Raw genomic sequence first — 24,419 nt, 5'->3', positions numbered from 1 at the left:
CTACACGGCGAGCATGGCCGTGCGTCAATGCACGCGTTCGAGCTATCGCGCCGTCAACTGCGCGCTTATGAGACGCTATTCAGCTGGAGACCTCGATGAGCACTGAAAGAGATTATGTCGTCGCCGATATCGGTCTGGCGGATTTCGGCCGCAAGGAAATTTCGATCGCCGAAACTGAAATGCCGGGCCTCATGTCTTGTCGGGCCGAATTCGGCCCGTCAAAGCCGCTGAAGGGCGCGCGCATCACCGGCTCGCTGCACATGACGATCCAGACGGCCGTTCTGATCGAAACGCTCGCCGCGCTCGGCGCAGAAGTCCGCTGGGCTTCCTGCAACATCTTTTCGACCCAGGACCATGCCGCTGCCGCAATCGCCGCATCCGGCGTACCGGTTTTTGCCGTCAAGGGCGAGTCGCTCGAAGATTACTGGGTCTACACCGACAAGATCTTCCAGTGGGCCGATGGCGGCCTCTCCAACATGATCCTCGACGATGGTGGCGATGCCACCATGTACATCCTGCTCGGCGCGCGTGCCGAAGCCGGCGAAGATGTACTCTCGCACCCGCATTCCGAAGAAGAAGAGATCCTCTTCGCACAGATCAAGAAGCGGCTTGCCGCTTCACCGGGCTGGTTCACGAAGCAGCGTGATGCGGTCAAGGGCGTCACGGAAGAAACCACCACCGGCGTCAACCGCCTCTACCAGCTCAGCCAGAAGGGTCTGCTGCCTTTCCCGGCGATCAACGTCAACGACTCGGTCACCAAGTCGAAATTCGACAACAAGTATGGCTGCAAGGAATCGCTGGTTGACGGCATCCGCCGCGCCACCGACGTCATGATGGCCGGTAAGGTTGCCGTCGTCTGCGGCTATGGCGACGTCGGCAAGGGTTCAGCGGCATCGCTTTCCGGCGCCGGCGCCCGCGTCAAGGTCACGGAAGCCGATCCGATCTGCGCGCTGCAGGCAGCGATGGACGGTTACGAAGTCGTGCTGCTCGAGGACGTCGTCCCGTCGGCTGATATCTTCGTCACCACGACCGGAAACAAGGATGTCATCCGCATCGACCATATGCGTCAGATGAAGGACATGGCGATCGTCGGCAATATCGGCCACTTCGACAATGAAATCGAAGTCGCGGCACTCCGTAACCTCAAGTGGACGAATGTAAAGCCGCAGGTCGATCTGATCGAGTTCCCGAAGGGCAATCGCATTATCCTTCTCTCGGAAGGCCGCCTGCTCAATCTCGGCAACGCGACAGGCCATCCGTCCTTCGTGATGTCGGCCTCCTTCACCAACCAGACGCTGGCGCAGATCGAGCTCTTCACCAAGCCCGGTCAGTATGAAAACAAGGTCTATATTCTGCCGAAGCATCTCGACGAGAAGGTTGCCCGCCTGCACCTCGACAAGCTTGGCGTGAAACTGACGCAGCTTTCTGAAGAACAGGCCGCCTATATCGGCGTCTCGCCGAAGGGTCCTTTCAAGTCCGACCACTACAGATATTAACCTCGGCAACAATATCCACAACATCTTGGGGATGCCGCATTGACAAATGCGGCATCCCTATTTTTTGGATCCCACCTTCCCGCCGATTCCCTTCCGAAGTATTGTTCTAGAACTCGATTCGTGGCGCGGAGGTATCCGGTTTGCCCGAAAATGGGATGTCTTGTCGTGATGCGGCACATTGAAGGACGGAGACATACCGCTGATGTCGGAAATGAATCACAGCCTGCCGGGACAGGCGGACGAGGGCGCTTGGCCTGACATCCGTTCACACGAGGCAGGCCGAAAACATACGGCCAGAAAAGCCGTGAAGCAAAGCTCGGGGTCACTGACGCGGCTCGCGAGGATTTGCGCAGGCGGAACGGCAATCGCAGCATTGGCGCGGCCGGTGCTGGCCCAAGTCGAATCCGAAGCAGCAGCATCCGCACATCTTTTCACGTCTTCGCAGGTCGTCGGCTTTTCCGTCGTGATCGGCGTCATTTCCGCAGCCCTGCTTTCGACTCTCTGGCTCGTGCGCCAGCGCGGTAATCTTGAAAACGAAAGCCGTGAAATCCGGTCCGCCCTTTCCGATGCGCATCAGCGCATTTCGCAATACCAGGCGCTGATCGCCGACAAGAATCGCCGCATCGTCGTCTGGGACGGCAATGAGCGGCCGGAACTGCTTGGCCAGCTTCCAGCCGAAACCGGTGCGCCGCAGGACAGCGAATTCCTGGCGTTCGGCCTCTGGCTGAAACCCCGTTCCGCTACAGAGCTCGAAAGAGCGATTGATCGTCTACGTGGTGTTGCACAGAGCTTCGATATGGTTGTCGAAACCAGTCGCGAAGAAATCCTCGAGGCGCAAGGCCGGGTTTCCGGTGGTCGCGCCTTCGTGCGTTTCGTGGCGCTCAACAATCTCCGCGCCGAGCTTGCCGAATTGAAGATCGAGCGCGACCGGCTGATGTCCTCGATCTCGGCCTTCCAGAACCTGCTCGATGCGATCGACCTGCCCGCCTGGCAGCGCGATACCGAAGGGCGCCTCACCTGGGTCAATCAGGCCTATGGCGATGCGGTCGAGGCGACGTCGCCCCAGCACGCGATCAATGAGGGGCGGGAATTCCTGACGACGGTCGCCCGCGAACACATCCGCGTTGCGGCGACGCCCGAATCACCCTTCCACGACAAGATTTCGACGGTCGTCCGCGGCAATCGCACCTTTTTCGACGTCGTTGACGTGAAGTTGCCAAGCGGTTCCGCGGGAATAGCGATCGACGTTTCTGAAGCCGCATCCGTCCGCGCCGAGCTTGAGCGGACGCTGAAAAGCCATGCCGAGACACTCGACCATCTTGCGACGCCTGTAGCGATCTTCGATGGCGAGCGCCGTTTGCAGTTTTATAATCAGGCCTTCGTCGCGCTCTGGGAACTCGATATCGCTTTCCTCGAACGTAAGCCCGACAACGCCGAGTTGCTGGAGCGATTGCGCGCCGCAAAGAAGCTTCCAGATCAGCTCAACTGGAAAAGCTGGAAAGAAACCGCACTTTCCGTCTATCGGGCACTCGATACGCAAACGGACCTCTGGCATCTGCCGAACGGTCAGACGCTGCGGGTCTTTGCGACCGCACATCCCCAAGGCGGCGCAACCTGGGTTTTCGAGAATTTAACCGAACAGGTCGCTCTCGAAACGAGATACAACACACTGGTGAAGGTCCAAGGCGAAACGATCGACCATCTCTCCGAAGGCGTCGCCGTTTTCGGAGCCGACGGCCGTATTCGCCTTTCGAACCCGGCCTTCCGTATGCTCTGGGGCATTACCGAAGCCGAGGCCAAGCCGGGAACGCATATTCGTGGGATCGGCGAAACGTGCTTACAGTCCTATGACCGGCCGGACGGCTGGAAAACCTTTGCGGAGCTGATTACCAGCTTCGATGACGAACGCCGTTCCAGTCAGGGAACACTGGAATTGCTCTCTGGCCTTGTGCTGGACTACGCCGTCATTCCGTTGCCGAACGCCCAGACGATGCTGACTTTCGTCAACATGACCGACAGCGTCCGCGCTGAGCGTGCGCTGACTGAGAAGAACGAGGCGCTGCGCAAGGCCGACGAGCTGAAGAACGATTTCGTCCAGCATGTCTCCTATGAGCTGCGCTCACCACTGACCAATATCATCGGCTTTGCCGACCTGCTGCGCACCCCGAGTGTCGGACCGCTGAACGAGCGTCAGGCTGAATATATCGACCACATTTCGACGTCCTCGTCCGTGCTGCTGACGCTTGTCAACGATATTCTCGATCTTGCCACCGTCGATGCCGGCATTATGAGGCTCAACTATTCGGAAATCGACCTCAACGATCTTCTTGATGATGTCTCCATGCAGATTGCCGACCGGCTGCAGGAAAGCGGCGTGACGCTGGAGATCACAGCGCCTGCCTATCTTGGCTCGATCGTCGCCGATCCCCAGCGCTTGAAACAAATCCTATTGAAGCTGCTTTCCAATGCTGCGAATTTTTCACCGGAAGGTGCGGCAATCTCTCTCGAATGCCATCGCGAGGGCACGGATTTCGTCTTCTCCGTCAGCGACCGCGGCCCCGGTATTCCGCAGGACATGATCGCGACAGTCTTCGATCGTTTTGCCACGGGCGCAAAAAGCGGCAAGCGCGGCGGTGCAGGCCTTGGCCTTTCGATTGTTGACAGTTTCGTCAGCCTACATAACGGCAGGGTTTCGATCGATAGCCAGCCGGGCAAAGGCACGAAGGTTATTTGCCGGATTCCCTCGGTCAACCTGCCGCATTCCGTCGCAGCAGCAGAATGATCACGAAGGGCGGCACAATCTCCCTTTTCCTGGAAGACGAGGCGGCAACAATCCGCCTTGGGGAAGATTTGGCGCTCGCGCTAAAGACTGGCGATTGCCTGGCACTTTCGGGAGATCTCGGCGCTGGAAAATCATCCCTTGCCCGTGCGTTTCTCCGCGCCATGGCGGATGACGAGCGGCTTGAGGTCCCGAGCCCGACATTTACGCTGGTTCAATCCTACGATTTGCGGTTTCCGGTTTCGCATTTCGATCTCTACCGCCTCGCTCACGGTGCGGAGTTGGAGGAACTCGGCTTCGACGAAGCGCTTCAGAACGGTATCTGCCTTGTCGAATGGCCGGAAATGGCAGAAGACGAATTGCCCGCCGATCGTATCGTGATGAAACTTGAGCATGAAGGCAGGGGCCGGCGCGCAACGATTTGCGCACCGCCCGCACAGATGCAGAGAATCCGCCGCGTTCTCGCAATCCGCGCTTTTCTCGCAAAAGCCGGGCACCCGATCGCAAAGCGCCGCTTCCTGACGGGTGATGCGTCGCTGCGCGCCTACGAAGCGGTCTATCCGGATCGCCAGGACCGCAAGATACTGATGGATTGGCCGCCGCTTCCCGAGGGACCGGCGGTACTCGACGGAAAGCCTTATCCGAAGGTTGCCCATATTGCCGAGAATGCCTATCCCTTCGTTGCAATTGCCAATGTGCTGCGCGAAAGAGGCTTTGCAACGCCAGAGATCTATGAGGTCGACTATGCCGAGGGCATTCTGCTGATCGAAGATCTCGGCAGCGATGGCGTGCTTGATGAGGGCGGCAAGCCCATCGCATCGCGTTACCGACAAAGTGTCGCCTGTCTTGCGCATTTGCACGGGATGAAGATTCCGCAGGATATCCGCGTCACCGATAGCCACATCCACCACATTCCCGATTTTGACCGCACCGCCATGAAGATGGAAGTGCGCCTTGTTCTCGACTGGTATCTCCCCTGGAAGCGCGGTACAGCTGCCAGCGATGCCGAGCGTGATGAATATCTGGCGATCTGGGATAGGCTCATCGATGAACTCGCATCGGCAGAAAAAAATCTGTTGCTCCGGGACTTCCATTCACCAAACATCATCTGGCGCGAAGGACAAAAAGGCATTCAGAAGATCGGCCTCATCGATTTTCAGGACGCCATGATTGGCCCGACCGCCTATGATCTTGCATCCATCGTGCAGGATGCGCGCGTCACCATCGAACCTGCCCTGTTCAGGCAGCTCATGGACGACTATTTGGCTTTTCGCCGCGCACAGGGCAATTTTGACGAAGCCGGCTTCCTGAAAAGCTGGGCGATCATGTCGGCTCAGCGTAACTGCAAGCTTGCCGGTCTCTGGGTGCGGCTGTTGCAGCGCGACGGAAAGCCCGGCTATACGAAACACATGCCCCGCACGCTCTCCTATCTTAAGGTGGCGCTTGACCATGAAGCGCTTGCCCCCTTGCGCGATTGGTGCGCAAGGGCTGGAATAGGTTAAAGCGAATCATAAGTTCCGGATCAGATGACCATCAAACAAGCCATGGTGCTGGCTGCCGGCCTTGGCACCCGCATGCGCCCAATCACCGATACAATCCCGAAGCCGCTGGTGAAAATCGACGGCAAGCCGATGATCGACTATGCACTGGATTCGCTTGCGGAGGCAGGCGTTGAGAAGGCGGTCGTCAACGTCCATCATCTCGCCGATCAGATGCTCGCACATCTGAATTCTTACAAAGCGCTCGATATCATCATTTCCGACGAGCGCGACCGATTGATGAACAATGGCGGCGGCCTGGCAAAGGGCCTCAAGCTCCTTGGTCGCGGCACGGTTTTCGTCACCAATGCCGATCTTTTCTGGATCGGTGAATGGCCTGACCGGCCGAGCAACCTTCGTCGTTTAGCCGGATTCTTCGATGCAAACCGCATGGATATGGCCATGCTCTGCGTCAAACTCGCGGATACGACCGGCCACAATGGCAAGAATGATTTCAACCTCGCCCCGGATGGCAGGCTTACCCGCTATCGTGAAAGCGGTCCGAACCCCGTCGTCTATGCCGGTGCAATCGTCATGGACACATCGTTTTTGGACGATGCTCCCGCCGATGACCCGTTCAATATCAATATCTATTTCGACAAGGCGATCGAGCGCGGACGGCTTTTTGGCATGATGCTCGAAGGCCATTGGCTGACAGTCGGCACGCCGGAGGCGATCGGCGAAGCGGAGGAAACGATCCGGCGCTTCCGGACGTTTGTGTAACGGATGGCCGAACGGCACCAGCCTCGCGTTCTAACGATCCCGGCAGCTCTGCCTTTCCTGAAGACGCTTGCCGCAACGCTCTGCGACGGGGGATTGACGCCGCTCTTCCGGCACGATCCGGATGATCCGCTTTCGCTCTCCAAAGTAACGATCTACCTGCCAACGCGACGCGCCGCCCGCGTGCTGCGTTCGGAGTTCGTCGATCTTCTCGGCGGCCGTTCGGCGATCCTCCCGGTTATCCGGCCGCTCGGCGAGACGGATGACGACAGCGGCTATTTCGAGGAGGCGCTGCCTGCAACCCTCGATCTCGCGCAGCCGCTTTCGAATACGGCGCGCCTGCTGGAGCTTGCCCGCCTCATCCTCGCCTGGCGCAACAGGCTGCCAGAGATCGTGCGGCGTATCCACGCCGATTCGCCCTTGGCCGCGCCGGCGAGCCCGGCAGACGCGATCTGGCTCGCACGCAATCTTGCCGAACTGATCGATTCCATCGAGACCGAGGATCGCGAGTGGTCGGAACTCACGAAACTCGATGCCGAAGATCACGCTCTGTGGTGGCAGTTGACGGCCGAATTTCTGCAGATCGCCATCGCTTTCTGGCCGGAACGGCTTGCCGAACTCGGAAAATCGTCACCGGCACGCCATCGCAATGCAATCCTGCGTACGGAAGCCCACCGGCTCGCAACGGCAAAACCTGCCGGACCGATTATTATTGCCGGGTCCACTGGCTCGATGCCGGCAACGGCCGATCTCATCGCTGCCGTCGCCAATCTGCCTGAGGGCGTGATCGTCCTTCCGGGCCTCGATCTATCCATGCCGGATGCGCATTGGCAGATGGTTGCGCCAGAGATTACCGCTGGGGAGCGGACCAACCCCGCGAGCCGAAGCCACCCACAATATGGCCTTTCGTCCCTCCTCAAACGGCTGAACCTCACGCGCGGCGATGTCGTTGCGATCGAGGAGGCGGAACAAGATCTGCATCGCCGCGCAGAAATTCTTTCCCGTGCGCTCGCTCCAGCGGAAGCGACGAGCAATTGGGGCGAGTGGAAGAAGGAACTCCCGGACGATGCATTGGCGGCTGCCTTTGCCGATGTCTCGCTGATCGAAGCCACAAACGAACGTGAAGAAGCGACGGCGATCGCCATAGCCTTGCGGCTGGCACTGGAGCAGCCCGGACGAAACGGCGACAGCCAGACAGCGCTTATCACACCGGACCGCAATCTGGCCCGGCGCGTGATGGCAGACCTCTCCCGTTTCGGCATCCTGGCCGACGACTCGGCCGGTACGCCACTTGCGGCTATGCTGCAGGGAACACTCCTTCAACTGCTCCTCGAGGCAACGCTCCGGCCCGGCGATCCAGTCACAATCGTAGCATTGCTCAAGCATCCGCTGGCCCGCTTCGGCCTCGAACGCGGCGCGCTCACGCAAGCCGTCGAAGCACTCGAACTGCTCGCCCTGCGTGGCGGTGTTGCCACGGTTGATATCAGCGCGTTGGAGCCTTTGCTGGAGCATCAACTTTCAGAGCAGGCAAGGGACAGACACGCGCCGAATTGGCGCAGGTCGCTGCCACCGGAAGCGGTGGAGCAAGCGCGCAATCTTGCCCGACGGATGTCGAATGCGACCGAACCGCTGGCATCCGCGCTTGTCCGGCACCGGCCGGATGGCCGTGGACTGACGGCCAGCTTCACTCTTTCCGATTGGGCGGAGCGGACCGGACGTGCACTCGAAGCTGTGGCAGTCGATGAACGCGGCAACCTCGCCAATCTCTGGGCTGGTGAAGCGGGGGATTCACTTGCAAGCCTGCTCGGAGAGGTGATCGAGACGGAGGGCCAGATCGAAGCCGATGGACCGCAATGGATCGATATCATGGCGGCGCTTTCGGCCGGCCAGGCGGTCAAACCGCGCGCGCTCAGCCATCCAAGAGTCTTCATTTTCGGCACATTGGAGGCGCGTCTGCAAAGCGTCGACACGCTGATCCTGGGTGGACTGAATGAAGGCTCCTGGCCCGGCCAAACGGCCAACAATCCCTTCATTTCGCGCACGATGAAGACGGAAATCGGCCTCGAGCCGCCGGAGCGGCGCATCGGCCAACTGGCCCATGACTTCGTAATGGCGAGCGGAACCCGGCATCTGATCTATTCGCGCTCGCTGCGGCAAGGCTCGACGCCGACGGTCGCTTCGCGCTGGCTTCAGCGGCTGCTGGCGCTGGGCGGCGAGGCTTTCGAAAGGGAACTGAAAGCACGCGGCGACCGCTTCGTGCATTGGGTAAGCCTGCTGGACGAGAGCAAGAGCCAAGCACCCGCGCAACGCCCCTCGCCTACACCGCCCCTTGAATTGCAGCCGAAATCCTATTCCTTCAGCGAAGTTGGCCGCCTGCGGCGCGATCCTTATGCCATCTATGCCCGGCGCATCTTGCGGCTTGACCCCGTGGATCCCTTCAATCGCGATCCAGGTGCTGCGGAACGCGGGACGCTCTATCACACGATCATCGACCGCTTTGTCCGTGAAGGACATGCTGCAGGTACGCCGGAAGCCGCGCAAGCAATGGAAACCATTCTGATGGAGCTCTTCGACATGGAGCACCTGCCGTCGCACATTGATGCAGTGTGGCGTCCGCGTTTCAGGGAGGTGGCGCGCGCATTCCTCGAATGGGAAGCCGAACGCCGACCGGCGATCCGCAAGACTTATACGGAAGTGCGCGGCGGCGTGGAACTCGAACCGATCAATATCCGGTTGACAGGCGTTGCGGATCGCATCGATGTGACGGGGCCGAACGCTGCCGACATCATCGACTACAAGACCGGATACAATCCATCGCCCGCACAGGCGCGCGCGCTGCTCGACCCGCAGTTGGCGCTTGAGGCCGCCGCCCTCAGCGCCGGCGCCTTTCGCGACGTCGGAAGTCTGACACCGCAGGATCTCATCTATGTGCGCCTTCGCCCCGGCAGCCGTTTCGACACCGATGTAGTCAACAATGAAACTTCCACTCGAAGCGACAAGGCAAAATCGGCCCTCGATCTGGCAGAGGAATCGATCGATCAATTGGTCAAATTCGTGTCTCTTCTGCAATCCGGCGAACGTGGCTTCACTTCACGGTTAATTCCGGCGCAGCAGTTCGATTTCGGTGGTGATTACGATCACCTTGCGCGCGTTTCCGAATGGTCGACGGCCGAAAACGAAGAAGGAGGCGGCGATGAGTGATCCGACCGCACTTCCGGAAGGCGACGATCCGGGCATGTGGATAAGCTGGACGACGATCCAGCAGTCGATTGCCTCCGACCCGTCGCGGTCAGCCTGGGTTTCGGCCAATGCCGGTTCCGGCAAGACGCACGTGCTGACGCAGCGCGTCATCCGCCTTCTGCTTTCCGGTGCGCGGCCCTCGGCCATCCTCTGCCTCACTTATACCAAGGCCGCCGCATCCGAAATGTCGAATCGTGTCTTCGCACGTTTGGCCGAGTGGGCGGTGCTGCCGGACGAGGAACTCAAAAACCGGATAACGCAGATCGAAGGCGAAACGCCGGATCGACTCAAGCTTGCCGAAGCGAGACGGCTTTTTGCCAAGGCGCTGGAAACGCCGGGCGGGTTGAAAATCCAGACCATCCATGCCTTTTGCGAGGCCTTGCTGCATCAGTTTCCACTGGAGGCCAATGTCGCCGGACACTTCTCGGTTCTCGACGATCGCGCCGCAGCGACATTGCTCGCCGATGCCCGCCGCTCGCTGTTGACCGCGACGACACCCGAGCAGGATCCCGACCTTGCCGATGCCTTCTCCTATATTCTCAATCTCGGTGACGAGACCGGGTTGGAGACACTACTTGGCGAGATCGTCGCCAGCCGTAACGCCATTCGCCGCTTCATTTCCGCGGCTGAGCAACGAGGCGGGATTGCGACCACGCTGCGCAGGCAACTGCAACTATCCGCCGACGAAACAGAGGCCCAGATCACCTCGCGATACTGGCCGCTGCCGGGTCTCTTCGGCCTGACGTTCGATCTTTACCTGACATTGACAGCCCAAAAGGGTGGCGCGAAAGCGCAGGAAGTCGCCTATGGCTTGCGGCAGGCTTCCAATGAGCGGAATGCGACAAAGCGCGCCGAATTGCTGGAAAAGATATTCCTGACGGCGAAGGGCGAACCTAAGTCGGATTCGCAATTCACCGTCAAAGCCATGCTCTCCGATGCACCTGAGCTTGCAGATGCGATCGCTGAAGCGCGCGCGCATATCGTCGCCTGCCGCGACCGTCTCAAGATCATGCGGATGTTCAATGCCACGCATGCAGCGATTATCCTCGCCGACCGGCTGAACCGGGACTATGACGAGCTGAAAAAGCAGCGCAGTCAGCTGGATTTCGAAGATCTCATCACGCGCACCGCGGATCTGCTGACGAAAAGCGGCGTCGGGCCTTGGATTCACTATAAGCTCGACCAGGGTATCGATCACATTCTGGTCGATGAAGCGCAGGATACGAGCCCAATCCAATGGAGCGTGATCCAGTCGCTGGCGGAAGATTTCTTTTCCGGCGAAAGTGCGCGGCCGCCCGTGCGGACGCTGTTTGCCGTCGGCGACGAGAAGCAATCGATCTATTCCTTCCAGGGCGCGCGCCCGGAACGTTTCTCCGAGGAGAGCGAACGTACAAGGAGGCGGGTCTCGGCAAGCGGTCAAATGTTTTCGTCGGTGCGTCTGCCCCTTTCCTTTCGCTCGACATCCGACGTTCTCGCTGCGGTCGACCATATCTTCACATCATCCGAAAACGCGCGAGGCCTCAGCGCCGTCGAAGAACCGGTCGTTCACCGCTCTAGCCGCATCGGTCACCCAGGTGCCGTCGATCTCTGGGAGATGATCGCCCCCGAAGCCACCGTTAAGGACGAAGACTGGACAGCGCCCTTTGACGCGACGCCCGAAAGCGCGCCAGCTGCTATTCTTGCCCGGCGTATGGCCCATACGATCGAGCGGCTTGTCGGCCACGAGACGATCGTCGAGAAGGGCAAGGAGCGTCTTATTCGGGCGGGTGATATCCTTGTGCTGGTCCGCAAGCGCGATGCCTTCGTCAATGCCCTGACCCGCGCACTGAAACGGCGCAACAATATTCCGGTCGCGGGCGCAGACCGCCTCAGGCTGACCAGCCATATCGCTGTTCAGGACTTGCTGGCGCTTGGCCGCTTCCTCTTGTTGCCGCAGGATGATCTTTCACTGGCGGCGGTGCTCAAGAGCCCGCTGTTCGACCTATCGGAAGACGATATCTTCGCACTCGCTGCGCTGCGTAGCGACCATGCAAGCGTGTGGGCTCACCTGCAACAATTCGCACTCGACGGTCACGAGCGATATGCGACCGTGACAGAAAAGCTCACGCAACTTCTTCATCAATCGCGAAACCTCTCCGTCCACGACTTTTACTCGCGTCTGCTTGGCGTTCACGGCGGCCGGCGGCAATTTCTCGCGCGTCTCGGCACCGAGGTCAGCGATATTCTGGACGAGTTCCTCACATTCACGTTTGATCACGAAAGCTCGGGGTTGCCCGGCCTGCAATCCTTCATCTCCACGCTGGAACTCGAAGCGCCCGAAGTGAAGCGTGAGCAGGACAAGGGCCGCAACGAGGTTCGGATCATGACCGTGCATGCTTCTAAGGGGCTGGAAGCACCGATCGTTTTTCTTGTCGACGGCGGCTCCAAAGCTTTCACGCATAGCCACATGCCGAAACTGCGCCTGCTCGAAACAAATGCAGAAACCCCTCCAATACCTGTCTGGGTACCGGTCAGCGACCTTGCCAATTCGATGACGCAAGCCGATGCGGCACGACTTCAGAAATTGGCGGAAGAGGAATACCGGCGGCTGCTCTATGTAGCGATGACACGCGCCGCCGACCGGTTGGTTGTTTGCGGTTATCGCGGTGTCAGGGCAAACAGCGATACGTGGCACATGATGATTTCATCAGCGATGGCAGACAGTCACCCGCATGTTACACCGGCAACCTTCGAAGGACCGGACGGTGAATGGCAGGGCGTGAAATGGCGCGTGCCGCAAGTGGGCCGCACGTTCGAGCGCTCCGAGAAGCTGGAAGATCGGAACGAGCGCGAGGCCTTGCCCTCCAGCATTCTCGGGCCGCTCCCGCCGCAAAGGCAGTTGCCGAGACCTCTCAGCCCATCCGGCGCCGGAACCATCATCGATGAGGAGGCGGATGACCTCTTGATCAATTCGCCGCTCTTTGCGGAAAAAACACGCTCCGACCGGTCGTTGGAAAAGGGGCGTCTGATCCATCGCATGCTGCAGACTTTACCGGACATCACTCCAGCCGAAAGAGCGGACGCGGCTGCACGTTACGCAAGCCGTGCTGCACGTTTCTGGCCGGAAACCGAACGGCAGCGACTGATCGATTCGGTGCTGAAACTATTGGCGGAGGACAGCCTTCAGGCGATTTTTGCAGTGCACACGCAGCCGGAAGTCTCGATCATGGGGACGCTCACCTTGAAGGGGGGCCACTATGCCGTTTCCGGCCGTGTCGATCGCTTGGCCGTATTCGACGATCGCGTCGTCGTTCTCGACTATAAAACCAATCGCGTGCCGCCCGCGACCCAAAAAGACATTCCCTTTGCGCATCAGGCGCAGCTTGCGATCTACCGCGAAATCCTGGCGCCGCTCTATCCCGGCAAGCACATCGATTGCGTGCTGGTCTATACCGAGAACGCCACTGTTTATACCTTGACCGAGCGCGAGCTCGAAATGGCGCTTGCAGGACTCAAAACAAAGTGAAATACCGGACATTGAAAGTTCGGCACCGCACCATCACATGTGGATCAACAGTAAATTCCGCTAAAGGAGCAGCCTATGGCTACCGTGAAAGTCGATATCAACAACTTCCAGTCGGAAGTTCTGGAATCTGCAGAACCCGTCGTCGTTGATTTTTGGGCCGAGTGGTGCGGTCCGTGCAAGATGATCGCTCCGAGCCTTGAGGAAATTGCAACCGAACTCGCAGGCAAGGTTAAGGTCGCGAAGCTTAATATCGATGAAAACCCGGAACTGGCAGCCCAGTTTGGCGTCCGCTCGATTCCCACGCTTGCCATTTTCAAGGCTGGTGAAGTTGCCGATATCAAGGTTGGCGCTGCTCCGAAGACTGCTCTTTCGAGCTGGATTTCGAACGCCGCTTAATTTCATTGCACATTGAGAGAAAAGCCCGGCTCCGACCGGGCTTTTTTCATTTCGGGGGGTATTTCGTTGTCAGCAAGAAATCGCCGACGAGATAGAGCGACCCGCCGATCAGGATTCTGGGCGCCAGAGCCTGCGGATCAAGGATCTCCTCGATCGTGTCCAACGCTTCACCGACTGGCCCCCCATCGACCCAGATTTCGGCACCCACCGGGGCGTGTGCGATAAGGCGGCCGGGCCATTCGACGGAATTCATAGCCTTTTCCATCATCGCTTCGGTGACGACGAAACCTGCTGCCTTGACGGCGCGGATCGCTGCGGCGGCGTTGGCATATTTCTCATGCGCCATGTAATTCTGGCCGAAGACAGCGGTCGGGCAATTGCATGAGCCGAATAGCTTCGTCGCGAAACTGCCGGAGTCCTGCGATTTCCTGCCGCCCGTTAAGTGTGAAAGCTCCTGCTCACCATTGCAACGATGATCTCATAGAGTTCGCCTTGAGCCTGTTCGATGGTGATCTCTCCCGTCGCAGCGGCATGAGATAACGAATCGGCCGCCCCGAGCACCGCCCAGAAGCTGGACTGCATGATGCCCTTTGGGCCCGTGAACGAAGCCAACGCCTTTCGGCATTTCTCGATGAACGCCAGTTGATAGTCGCGTTTGACGGCCTCCAGTTCGGGGGAGCCGGCAAGCCCGGCCAACACGCCTGGAATCTCACGGCCCTGGGCCAGCACGCATTCGACGTAGGACGAAGCGATCACCCTTGCGGTTCTTTCCAAGATCGGGGCGCAGGCTTCAAGCGCGGCGTCGATCACCTCCGTCTGGCGCGCGTCGAAGTCCTGATAGAGAGCCGTCAACAGGCCGTTGCGGGTACCGAAATGGTTGTAGATTACCGGCTTTGTAACACCGGCCTCGTCCGCCATGCGCGGCAGCGTCAGCGCATCGGTGCCTTCTTCGCGCGCGAGCCGCCACGCCACGTCGAGAAGCTGGCGTAGCCGCTGTTCACGGCTCAAACGGACTCGCTTCGGGGCAATCTGCGTGTCATCGGGTGTGCTTGACATCTCTATATACCAAATGTAACTTACTTAAAGTATATAGATACAACCCTTCCAATGCAACCATCCGCTGGTCTTCCGTCAGCGGCCGAAGCGGCACGCCTGCGCGCGCCGTTCGCAAAAGGACTTTTGCCCGATGACCGATATGGCACTTCCAAGCTCGGTGAACCGAAAGGCATGGCTCGGCCTCATGGCCGTGCTGCCGCTGGTCCTGCTCGTCGCAATGGACGGCTCGATTCTCTACCTCACCATGCCGCACGTCACGTCCGCCCTGACGCCGACAGCCGACCAGGCGCTCTGGATTCTCGACATCTACGGCTTCGTGGTCGGCTCGTTGCTCATCGTCTTCGGCAATATCGGTGACCGCTATGGGCGGCTCAAGCTGATTATGGTGGGCGCGGTGGTATTCGGTGCGGGATCGCTCGGCGCGGCCTATTCGCAATCTCCATTGATGCTGATCGCCGCACGGGCGCTCATGGGGCTGGGCGGTGCGACATTGCTGCCGTCCGGGCTGGCAATCGTCAGCGCCCTGTTTCCCGATCCGCGGCTGCGCGCGCGGGCCATCGGCATCTTCGCCGCGACATTCGCAGCCGGCTTCGCCATTGGCCCCCTGATCGGCGGCATGTTGCTCAGGCAGTTCGAGTGGGGCGTCGTGTTCCTCATCAATGTCCCCGTCGTGCTCGCCTTCCTGATCGTAGCGCCAATCCTGCTTCGCGAGGTCCGCTCGACGACCTATGGTCGGATCGACCTGCCGAGTCTCCTGCTGTCGTTCGTCGGCATCCTGCTGTTCACCTGGTCGCTCAAGATCGCCGCAGCGGAGGGCTTTACGGCGGCGCAGTCCGGCGGCGGGATCATCGGCGTTCTTGCCCTCGCGCTGTTCCTGCGCCGACAGACCCGCATCGACTATCCGCTGCTCGATCTCAGCCTATTTCGAGATCGCATTTTCTCCATCGCAATCCTGACCGGGCTTTTATCCCTCGTCGTCTGGTCTGTCGCCGGCTACCTGTCCGGGATCTATCTGCAATCGGTGCTTGGCTTCGATGTTTTTACCACGGCGCTGCTGACCCTGCCGGGGGCCATCGTGCTGACCGCGACGTGCATGGGCACCGCGCCGCATCGTGGAGTGGATCGGCCGCAAGAATGCTCTTGTGGCGACGCATCTACTGATAGGCGCGGGCGTCTTCTTGCTGCTGCTTACGAGCACCGAGGTTGGTGGCGCGGCCTTCATCGCATCAACGCTCATCGCCGGCATCGGCTACGGACTGTCGTTCAGCCTCGTGGCCGAGGTCGCTGTCTCGGCGGTTTCGCCCGAACGAGCCGGCGCGGCCGGATCCATCGCGGAAACCAGCAACGAGCTGGGAAATGCGCTCGGCATCACTCTGCTCGGATCGCTGGCCGCCCTGAGCTTCCGCCTGCTTGGTCCCGGCGTAGCGGGCACGCTCAACGAGACCCTGGATCGGCCGGGCCTTCCCCCTGAGACCGTCGCACAGGCCAAAGAAGCCTTCCTTATCGGGTTGCATGTCGCAGTCGGAGTCGGAGGGTTGCTCATGCTTGTCGCCGGAATCATTGCGTGGCTCTGGCTGCCAAGAACGCTGCCGGAATAGCGATCCGAAAGCGGTGCCGCGAAAGTCCCCGATCGAAGCGACAGTTTTGCGACTTAGTTTACGACGTCGCAAAAATAGGCATTCTGCGACAATTGAGTCTGCAGAATGCTTCCACATTTCGGTTAGAGGCTGGGCTTCGACCGGGCTTCTTTCATTTCGGGGGTGTTTCGTTGTCAGCAAGAACATCGCCGACGAGATAGAGTGACCCGCCGATCAGGATCCTGGGCGCCGGAGCTTGCGGATCAAGGATCTCCTGGATCGCCTCCAACGCTTCACCGACTGTGGCCCTCGGCTCTGCGACTAGGCCTGCATCATAGGCAGAATTTGACAGGATCACCGGATCGATCATCGCCTCGCTGCCACGGATCGGTACGCAGAAGACCTTTTCCGCAAGCCCGACAAAGGCCCTGAAATAGCCGACCGGGTCCTTGGTATTGATCATGCCGGTTATGAGGTAGAGTGGCCGCGGATGCTTTTCCTCGAAATTCGCCATGGCCTCGGCGATAACTTCGCCAGCACCGGGATTATGGCCCCCATCGACCCAGATTTCGGCACCGGCCGGGGCGTGTGCGATAAGGCGGCCCTCGGTCAGCCGCTGAAGGCGACCGGGCCATTCGACGGAATTCATAGCCTTTTCCATCATCGCTTCGGTGACAACGAAACCTGCTGCCTTGACGGCGCGGATCGCTGCCGCAGCGTTGGCATATTGATGGCGGCCGGGAAGGCGCGGCAACGGCAGATCGGCGAGACCGAATTCGTCCTGATAGACGAGGCGGCCATACTCCTCATGCGCCATGTAATCCTGGCCGAAGACAGCGGTCGGGCAATGCAAGCGCTCGGCAGTCGACATCAGGACATCCAGGACTGCGTCATATTCCTGATGGCCGATCACCACGGCATGGCCGGGCTTCATGATGCCGGCTTTTTCAGCCGCGATCAGTTCGACGCGGTCGCCGAGATAGGGCTGATGATCGAGCGAGATCGGCATGATGACCGAAACGGCCGGATCGGAGATGACGTTTGTCGCATCAAACCGTCCGCCGAGACCGACCTCAATGATTGCCGCATCGGCCGGGTGCTCGGAAAAGAGAAGGAAAGTCACCGCCGTCAGGATTTCAAAGACCGTGATTTTCTGGCCGGCATTCGCTTCAGCAACGCGTCGAAGCGCTTCTGCAAAAACCGCATCGTCGACAAACTGACCCCGGCCGCCCTTAAGACCGATCCGATAGCGCTCATGCCAGTTGACCAGATGTGGCGAGGTATGGACATGGACGCCGTAGCCACCGGCTTCCAGCAATGCGCGGCAAAAGGCTGTAACCGAACCCTTGCCATTTGTTCCGGCAACATGAATGACCCGCGGCAGCCGGTTCTGCGGATTGCCGAGAACTTCGAGAAGGCGGGTGATGCGATCGAGCGAAAGATCGAAACCCTTGGGATGCAATCCCATGAGTTTGTCGATCTCCTGCGCTGCTTCACTCACTGCGGTCTGGCCTCTGGGTATCATTCAGCACCCCGCCCAAGCAGGTTTATGTCAATCAGGCGCTCGCTGCGATTGCGATCGTGCCGCCATTCACCGTAACCGAGTTGGCGGGCTTCCGGGTCAGGATGCTCAGGACACGCGCAAGCGTTTCCGGAATATCGTGCCGTTTGACGACCATGTCGACCATGCCGTGCTCGAGCAGGTATTCCGAGGTCTGGAAACCTTCCGGCAGCTTCTCGCGGATCGTCTGTTCGATGACGCGCTTGCCGGCGAAGCAGATTTCAGCGCCCGGCTCTGCCAGATGAAGATCGCCCAGCATAGCGTAGGAGGCCGTTACGCCGCCCGTGGTCGGGTTAGTGAGAACGACGATATAGGGCTGGCCGGCTTCCTTCAGCATATCAACGGCAACGGTCGTGCGCGGCAGTTGCATCAGCGAAAGGATGCCTTCCTGCATGCGCGCGCCGCCGGAAGCCGGGAACATGACGAGCGGGCACTTTTCGGAAATCGCACGCTCGAAGGCTCTGACGATCGCCTCACCGGCAGCAATGCCGAGCGAGCCTCCCATGAAGTTGAACTCGTGCACGACGGCGACGAGCTTCAGACCGCGAACCTTGCCAACGCCAGCGAGGATCGTGTCTTCCTGTTCTGTCTTGAGGCGGCTGTCCTTCAGGCGATCCGTGTATTTCTTGGAATCACGGAATTTCAGCGGATCCTGCGCGACCTTCGGCTGCGGCAGCGACTCGTATTCACCGTTGTCGAAAAGGTCGGCAAGGCGTGCCTTTGCCGGCATCTTCATGTGATAGCCCGAAGCCGGAATAACCCACTTGTTGTCTTCCAAATCCTTGTGGAAGACCATCTCGCCCGTTTCCGGGCACTTGATCCAGAGGTTCTCCGGCACTTCGCGACGGCCCAGCATGGAATTGATGCGCGGGCGAACGTAGTTGGTGATCCAGTTCAAGTCGAAAACTCCTGATTGACTACAGCCAATGTGGGGACGCTATTCGGCAGCAACAAGGCGCGCCGAACGCGTTCCGGATGAAAGACCGCGAACGAGGGTGGCCACGGCCTGGACTGTATCTGCTGTGGCCTTTCCTTCGCTGCTCAGGCTTGTCGCCACCTGATTGACGATGGCCGTACCAACCACGACGCCATCGGCGGAGCTGCCGATGACCTTGGCGTGATCGGCAGTCTTGACGCCGAAACCGACGCAAACGGGCAGATTGGTATGCTGCTTGATGCGCTTCACGGCCCCGGCGACCAGCGATGGATCAGGCAGAGCCGAACCGGTGATGCCGTTCATCGAAACGTAGTAGACAAAGCCAGACGTGTTCTTCAGTACCGTCGGAAGGCGCTTGTCATCGGTCGTCGGCGTTGCCAGACGGATGAAATTGATGCCCTTCCTGATCGCTGGAATGCAAAGCTCGTCATCCATTTCCGGCGGAAGATCGACGACGATCAAGCCATCGATGCCTGATGCGAGCGCATCGTCCAGGAACGTCTCGACGCCGTAGATATAGATGGGATTGTAATAGCCCATCATCACGATCGGCGTCGCGTTGTCACTCTTACGGAAATCGGCTGCCAGCTGCAGCGTCTTCTTAAGCGTCTGTCCGCCCTTTAGCGCGCGCTGGCCAGCCATCTGGATTGCCGGGCCATCGGCCATCGGATCGGAGAACGGCATGCCGAGTTCGATGACATCAGAACCGGCTTCCGGTAACGCCTTCATGATGCCGAGCGAGGTCTCGTAGTCCGGGTCGCCGCCCATGAAATAGGTCACGAGCGCCGGGCGGCCTTCAGCCTTCAGATCGGCAAAGCGTTTATCCATACGTGCGGTCATGACTTACACACCCATTCCCAGAATCTTGCCGACGGTGAAGATGTCCTTGTCGCCGCGGCCGGAGAGGTTCATCAGGATGATCTCGTCCTTGCCCATTTTCGGCGCGCGCTTGATGACTTCGGCCAGCGCATGCGACGGCTCAAGCGCCGGAATAATGCCTTCGAGGCGGGTCAGCGTCTGGAAGGCATCGAGCGCCTCGTGATCCATGATCGGCACGTATTCGACGCGGCCAATATCGTTCAGATAGGAATGCTCGGGGCCGATGCCGGGATAATCGAGGCCGGCCGAAATCGAGTGGCCCTCCTTGATCTGACCATCGCCGTCCTGGAGCAGATACGTGCGATTGCCGTGAAGGACGCCCGGCGAGCCGGCCGTGATCGAAGCGCAATGCTCATCGCCTTGCAGACCCTTGCCGCCGGCTTCGACGCCGACGATCTTTACGCCTTCGTCATCCAGGAACGGATGGAAGATGCCGATTGCATTCGAACCGCCGCCAACCGCAGCGATGACAAGATCCGGCAGTCGTCCTTCGGCTTCCAGCATCTGCGCCTTGGCTTCCGTGCCGATGACCGCCTGGAAATCGCGAACCATTTCCGGATAGGGATGCGGGCCGGCTGCGGTGCCGATCAGATAATAGGTGTCATCGACATTGGTGACCCAGTCGCGCAGGGCTTCGTTCATCGCATCCTTCAGCGTGCCGTGACCTGCCGTCACCGGCTTCACCTCGGCGCCAAGCAGCTTCATGCGGAAAACGTTCGGCGCCTGGCGCTCGACATCCGTCGCGCCCATATAGACGACGCAGGGAAGGCCAAAGCGGGCGGCGACCGTTGCAGAGGCAACCCCATGCTGGCCCGCACCGGTTTCAGCGATGATGCGCGTTTTGCCCATGCGCTTGGCAAGCAGGATCTGGCCGATGCAGTTGTTGATCTTGTGCGAACCCGTGTGGTTCAGCTCTTCGCGCTTGAAATAGATCTTCGCGCCGCCAAGCTCGGCAGTCAGGCGCTCAGCGAAATAAAGCGGACTCGGGCGGCCGATGTAGTGGCTGCCAAGATGTTTCAATTCCGCCTGGAATTCGAGATCGTCCTTCGCCTTGTTCCATTCCTCCTGCAGATCGAGGATCAGCGGCATCAGCGTTTCGGCGACGAAACGGCCGCCATAGATGCCGAAACGGCCATCCTCATCGGGACCGGAACGGAAGGAATTCGGTTTTAGCGTCTGGTTCACTCTCAACTCCCTGAGACCGTTTCAGGCTCGCAAGCCTTCTCGACCGCATCGAAAAAATCATCGATCATGGCGACGCTCTTCACGCCGGGTGCGCTTTCGACGCCGGAGGATACGTCGATGCCCGGCGCCTTGGTGATCGTCAGCGCTTCGGCGACGTTGTCCTTGTTCAGCCCACCGGAAAGCATGTAATCCACGCTATCGTCAAGCTGGCCGAGCAGGCTCCAATCGAAGGAAACCCCGTTGCCGCCCGGCAATTCCGACCCCTTCGGCGGCTTGGCGTCGAAGAGAAACCGGTCGGCTATCCCAATATAAGCCTCAACCCGCTTCAGATCATCGGCGCTGCGAACAGAGAAGACCTTCATGATCGCGAGACCGTAGACAGCCTTTATCGTCAAGACGCGTTCCGGGCTCTCGTTGCCGTGAAGCTGGAGCATGTCCGGCTTCAAAAGCGCAACGATTTCATCGAGTTCGTCATTAGTCGGATCGACCGTGACGGCGACGATCTTGGCTTTGCCGCGGACAGCATCCGCAAGCTTTCCGGCAACGTCCGGCTCGATATAACGAGGACTTTTCTCGAAGAAGATAAAACCGATATGGTTCGCGCCGCGATTGACCGCGCGCTCGATCGCTTCAGCGCTCTTGAGGCCGCAGATTTTGATATCGGGTTTCATGGCAGCGAAGTGACACGAAAAGGCAAAAGAGTCGAGCCAATTTGCGACTAAGGCTTAATTTACCGCGGCTAAACGCTCAATCAAAGTCGATTGCGTGAAGCTGGCTTCCGTAGCGTTTCAGCCAGGATTTCGCATCTTCCATATGCGGGCAGAGCTTTTGGCAAAGCGCCCAGAAATGCGGGCCGTGATTCATTTCTCTGAGATGCGCCACTTCGTGGGCCGCTAGATAATCGATCACCGAGGCCGGCGCCATGACGACGCGCCAGGAAAAGCTCAAATTTCCCTCCGAGGAGCATGAGCCCCAACGGCTGCGCGTGTCTTTCATGGAAATCGACTTGATCGGTGCCTTGATCGAACGCGCGTGGAAGTGCGCAAGCCGCACGAGGTCAGAGCGCGCCTCCTTCTTCAGAAAGGTTGCGATCCGGCGGCCAAGATGTTCCGGTAGGCCACTGACCTTCAGCACATGCCGGTCGCCGACCATGACTGCCTCGGTGAGGCCGCGCAGACTGCCGGTATGTTCGATCCGGTGCTTGATGCCGCGCACCAGGATCTCGCCGCCATCGTGAAGGGTATTGTCGACGGAGAACTTTGCCAGCTTCGTCAACAGCCATCCCTGATGACGGTCGAGGAAGGCGTTGACCTCGCGCTGCGCAAGGCCCTTCGGAACCGTCATTTTCAGCGCCCTGCCGCCGGGCTCGATGCGCAGCGTAATACGCGTTGCGCGATCATGCTGCTTGATCGTCAGGGGCATCAGCCTGCCTGCGACGTCCAGCGTCCGCGTTTCGGGCGGAGCAGGTTTTCGTGCAGCAGTTCGTCGCGGCTTGGAAAGGAGCGGAAACATAAGCGCTTTTTCTATACGATTCGCAACAAATCCGGGCAAAGAAAAACCGGCATCGCTGATGCCGGTCTGCTGATCATCTAGTGATACGTTAAGGCGTCTGAAATTCGGCAACCGGGCCATTGTCATCGCGCTTTGCATTCTTTCGGTCGCGCATGAAACGGTCGAATTCTTCCTGATCCTTGGCGCGACGAAGCTCGCGCATATAGGTATCGAATTCCTCGCGCATTTCATCGAGCTTACGGCGCTCTTCCTCGAGGCGGTCAAGCTCGGCCTTCCGCCAATCGTCAAAGGCGACGTTGCCGGTCGAAAAATGCGGGCGGTAGCGGCCATGCGAACGGCGGCAGCCGGCAAAAAAGCCGTCAGTCGCGTTATTCGCGTCGCGCTTGAAACCGCGAAGGCGCTCGCCGAAGATGATATAGGCAAGCATGGCCAGGCCCAGAGGCCAGAAGACCACGAAGCCGAGCACCATCAACGCAACGGTAGCCGGAGTCCAATCCGGGCGAAGCAATGCTGACTGGTTCATCGTGCGGTATCCTCGCTTTCTGCGCCCGGCAGAATACCGAACGCTGAAAATCGATGTGGTTACCGCCAGCCAACCCTTCAAGACGATTGCCCGCGAAATCGGACAAGGCCTTGAACAGGCAGGATTAAATCAGCATCCTCTAACTCAGGCGGATTTGCCGCCCCTGATGACGCGTTTTACGCTGAGTTTTCCAGAACGAGAGTGCTCGCGGACGAAGTTGACGATACGCGGCGCGATCTCGCGGCGGAAGCGCGATCCGTTGAAGACGCCGTAGTGGCCGACGTCGGGCTGAAGGTAGTGCATGCGCATGTCGTCGGGGATGTTGACGCAGATCGTCTGCGCCGCCTTCGTCTGGCCCACACCGGAGATGTCGTCGTTCTCGCCCTCCACTGTCAGGAGCGCGACATTGCGGATTGCGGCCGGATCGACGCGCTTGCCACGATGAATCAACTCGCCCTTCGGCAGGGAGTGCTTCATGAACACCTGATCGACCGTCTGCAGGTAGAATTCCGCGGTCAGGTCCATCACGGCAAGATACTCGTCGTAGAAATCGCGGTGCTTTTCAGGCTCACCGTCGTTCTTCACGAGATGCATGAAGAACTCCTTGTGGGCGACCACGTGCCGGTCGAGGTTCATCGACATGAAACCCGAGAGCTGCAGGAAACCCGGATAGACCGGGCGCATGAAGCCTGGTTGTGGCCATGGCACATTCATGATGACGTTTTCGGCAAACCACGTCAGCGGTCTCTCTTCTGCGAGTTTATTGACCGCTGTCGGATTGATGCGCGTATCGATCGGTCCGCCCATCAGTGTCATCGACGATGGTGACAACGGGTCGTTTGCCTCTTCCATGACGGCGGCGGCGGCCAGCACAGGCACGGAGGGCTGACATACGGCAATGACGTGCGTATCGGGGCCGAGAAAATGCAGCATCTCGATGACATAATCGACATAGTCATCGAAATCGAAGGTGCCCTCCGTCATCGGCACCATGCGGGCATCAACCCAGTCGGTGATGTAGATATCGGCGCTCGGAAGCAGCGCTTCGACCGTACCGCGAAGCAGCGTTGCATAGTGACCGGACATCGGTGCAACGATTAAGATTCGGGGATCGCGGTGGCCGGAAGGCGTGTTGCGCGCAAAATGCAGAAGATTGCAGAAAGCGCGCGACCAGACGATCTCTTCACGCACTGCGACCTTGCTGTCGCCGACGACCGTTTCCTTCAGTCCGAACTCCGGCTTGCCGTAGCGGCGCGTCGTCCGCTCGAACATCTCGAGACTTGCGGCGATCGTGCGGCCAAACGGCGTCTGCGAAAAAGGATTAAGCGGATTGGCATAAACAAGCCGCATCGCATCAGCGGCAGCGCGGAACGGCGCCATCGCTGCATGGTTCAATTCATAAAGCTGATAAAACATGAGTTGCGCCACCTTTCTTTTGCCGGAAAGGACAGCGCCGTCAGGCAGGCCATCTACTTCTTTCCATCGTTTGCGGGCACTTCAATTGAGAGTAACAGG

The 24,419-nt window shown here is 59.4% G+C and carries 16 protein-coding genes and 2 pseudogenes; 8 read left to right on the top strand and 10 right to left on the bottom strand.

What is annotated here, in order from left to right:
- Window positions 1-95: 95 nt before the first annotated feature.
- The 7 genes from ahcY (at window position 96) to trxA (ending at window position 13,674) form a co-directional block, all read left to right on the top strand.
- Window positions 96-1,496, top strand: coding sequence for an adenosylhomocysteinase (gene ahcY, locus QA644_RS19345; protein WP_074066134.1), 1,401 nt, complete (start codon window positions 96-98; stop codon window positions 1,494-1,496).
- 202 nt (window positions 1,497-1,698) lie between these two features.
- Window positions 1,699-4,278 (top strand): PAS domain-containing sensor histidine kinase, encoded by a 2,580-nt coding sequence (locus tag QA644_RS19340; RefSeq protein WP_283070105.1) that lies wholly within the window; start codon window positions 1,699-1,701, stop codon window positions 4,276-4,278.
- Window positions 4,275-5,777, top strand: a complete 1,503-nt coding sequence (gene tsaE, locus QA644_RS19335; RefSeq protein WP_283070103.1) for a tRNA (adenosine(37)-N6)-threonylcarbamoyltransferase complex ATPase subunit type 1 TsaE — start codon at window positions 4,275-4,277, stop codon at window positions 5,775-5,777. The genes QA644_RS19340 and tsaE overlap by 4 nt, the downstream gene beginning before the upstream one ends.
- Window positions 5,778-5,801: 24 nt before the next feature.
- Entirely contained in the window at window positions 5,802-6,536 is a 735-nt protein-coding gene (locus QA644_RS19330; RefSeq protein ID WP_283070101.1) for a nucleotidyltransferase family protein, read from the top strand.
- 3 nt (window positions 6,537-6,539) lie between these two features.
- Window positions 6,540-9,734: a double-strand break repair protein AddB gene (addB, locus tag QA644_RS19325; RefSeq protein ID WP_283070099.1), complete on the top strand. Its 3,195-nt coding sequence runs from the start codon at window positions 6,540-6,542 to the stop codon at window positions 9,732-9,734.
- Window positions 9,727-13,278 carry a double-strand break repair helicase AddA gene (addA, locus tag QA644_RS19320; RefSeq protein WP_283070097.1) on the top strand — a complete coding sequence of 1,184 codons (3,552 nt, stop codon included), beginning with the start codon at window positions 9,727-9,729 and terminating at the stop codon, window positions 13,276-13,278. Before addB ends, addA begins: the two co-directional genes overlap by 8 nt.
- A 75-nt stretch (window positions 13,279-13,353) precedes the next feature.
- A complete protein-coding gene (trxA, locus tag QA644_RS19315) occupies window positions 13,354-13,674 on the top strand; it encodes a thioredoxin (RefSeq protein WP_022718427.1) in 321 nt (106 codons plus the stop codon).
- A gap of 46 nt (window positions 13,675-13,720) precedes the next feature.
- Here trxA and QA644_RS19310 read toward each other — a convergent pair.
- A pseudogene (locus tag QA644_RS19310) lies at window positions 13,721-14,053 on the bottom strand (hypothetical protein); the annotation flags it as partial.
- A gap of 59 nt (window positions 14,054-14,112) precedes the next feature.
- Window positions 14,113-14,730 carry a TetR/AcrR family transcriptional regulator gene (locus tag QA644_RS19305; protein ID WP_074066128.1) on the bottom strand — a complete coding sequence of 206 codons (618 nt, stop codon included), beginning with the start codon at window positions 14,728-14,730 and terminating at the stop codon, window positions 14,113-14,115.
- A 130-nt stretch (window positions 14,731-14,860) separates the two neighbouring features.
- Here QA644_RS19305 and QA644_RS19300 point away from each other — a divergent pair.
- Window positions 14,861-16,328, top strand: a pseudogene (locus QA644_RS19300) (MFS transporter).
- 151 nt (window positions 16,329-16,479) lie between these two features.
- Here QA644_RS19300 and QA644_RS19295 read toward each other — a convergent pair.
- From QA644_RS19295 to phaZ, 8 genes are all read right to left on the bottom strand, one after another.
- Entirely contained in the window at window positions 16,480-17,832 is a 1,353-nt protein-coding gene (locus QA644_RS19295) for a folylpolyglutamate synthase/dihydrofolate synthase family protein (protein ID WP_074066126.1), read from the bottom strand.
- 31 nt (window positions 17,833-17,863) lie between these two features.
- Window positions 17,864-18,766 carry an acetyl-CoA carboxylase, carboxyltransferase subunit beta gene (gene accD / locus QA644_RS19290; protein ID WP_074066125.1) on the bottom strand — a complete coding sequence of 301 codons (903 nt, stop codon included), beginning with the start codon at window positions 18,764-18,766 and terminating at the stop codon, window positions 17,864-17,866.
- Window positions 18,767-18,805: 39 nt separating this feature from the next.
- Complete coding sequence (trpA, locus tag QA644_RS19285; protein ID WP_074066124.1) at window positions 18,806-19,645, bottom strand: tryptophan synthase subunit alpha; 840 nt, start codon at window positions 19,643-19,645, stop codon at window positions 18,806-18,808.
- A gap of 3 nt (window positions 19,646-19,648) precedes the next feature.
- The gene (gene trpB, locus QA644_RS19280) at window positions 19,649-20,869 is read right to left on the bottom strand and encodes a tryptophan synthase subunit beta (RefSeq protein WP_283070091.1); all 1,221 of its coding nucleotides are present in this window, start codon (window positions 20,867-20,869) and stop codon (window positions 19,649-19,651) included.
- 2 nt (window positions 20,870-20,871) lie between these two features.
- Window positions 20,872-21,540 (bottom strand): phosphoribosylanthranilate isomerase, encoded by a 669-nt coding sequence (locus QA644_RS19275; protein WP_283070089.1) that lies wholly within the window; start codon window positions 21,538-21,540, stop codon window positions 20,872-20,874.
- 76 nt (window positions 21,541-21,616) lie between these two features.
- The gene (locus tag QA644_RS19270; RefSeq protein ID WP_074070100.1) at window positions 21,617-22,381 is read right to left on the bottom strand and encodes a SprT family zinc-dependent metalloprotease; all 765 of its coding nucleotides are present in this window, start codon (window positions 22,379-22,381) and stop codon (window positions 21,617-21,619) included.
- 88 nt (window positions 22,382-22,469) lie between these two features.
- Window positions 22,470-22,904 (bottom strand): DUF2852 domain-containing protein, encoded by a 435-nt coding sequence (locus QA644_RS19265; RefSeq protein ID WP_074066121.1) that lies wholly within the window; start codon window positions 22,902-22,904, stop codon window positions 22,470-22,472.
- Window positions 22,905-23,048: 144 nt separating this feature from the next.
- Window positions 23,049-24,320, bottom strand: a complete 1,272-nt coding sequence (phaZ, locus tag QA644_RS19260) for a polyhydroxyalkanoate depolymerase (RefSeq protein WP_039843407.1) — start codon at window positions 24,318-24,320, stop codon at window positions 23,049-23,051.
- Between the last annotated feature and the right edge of the window lie 99 nt (window positions 24,321-24,419).

This window comes from Rhizobium sp. CC1099 (assembly GCF_029714385.1).
GTDB lineage: Bacteria > Pseudomonadota > Alphaproteobacteria > Rhizobiales > Rhizobiaceae > Rhizobium.
The sequence above is the reverse complement of the archived record's forward strand: the minus strand, read 5'-3'. Positions and strand labels throughout refer to the sequence as shown.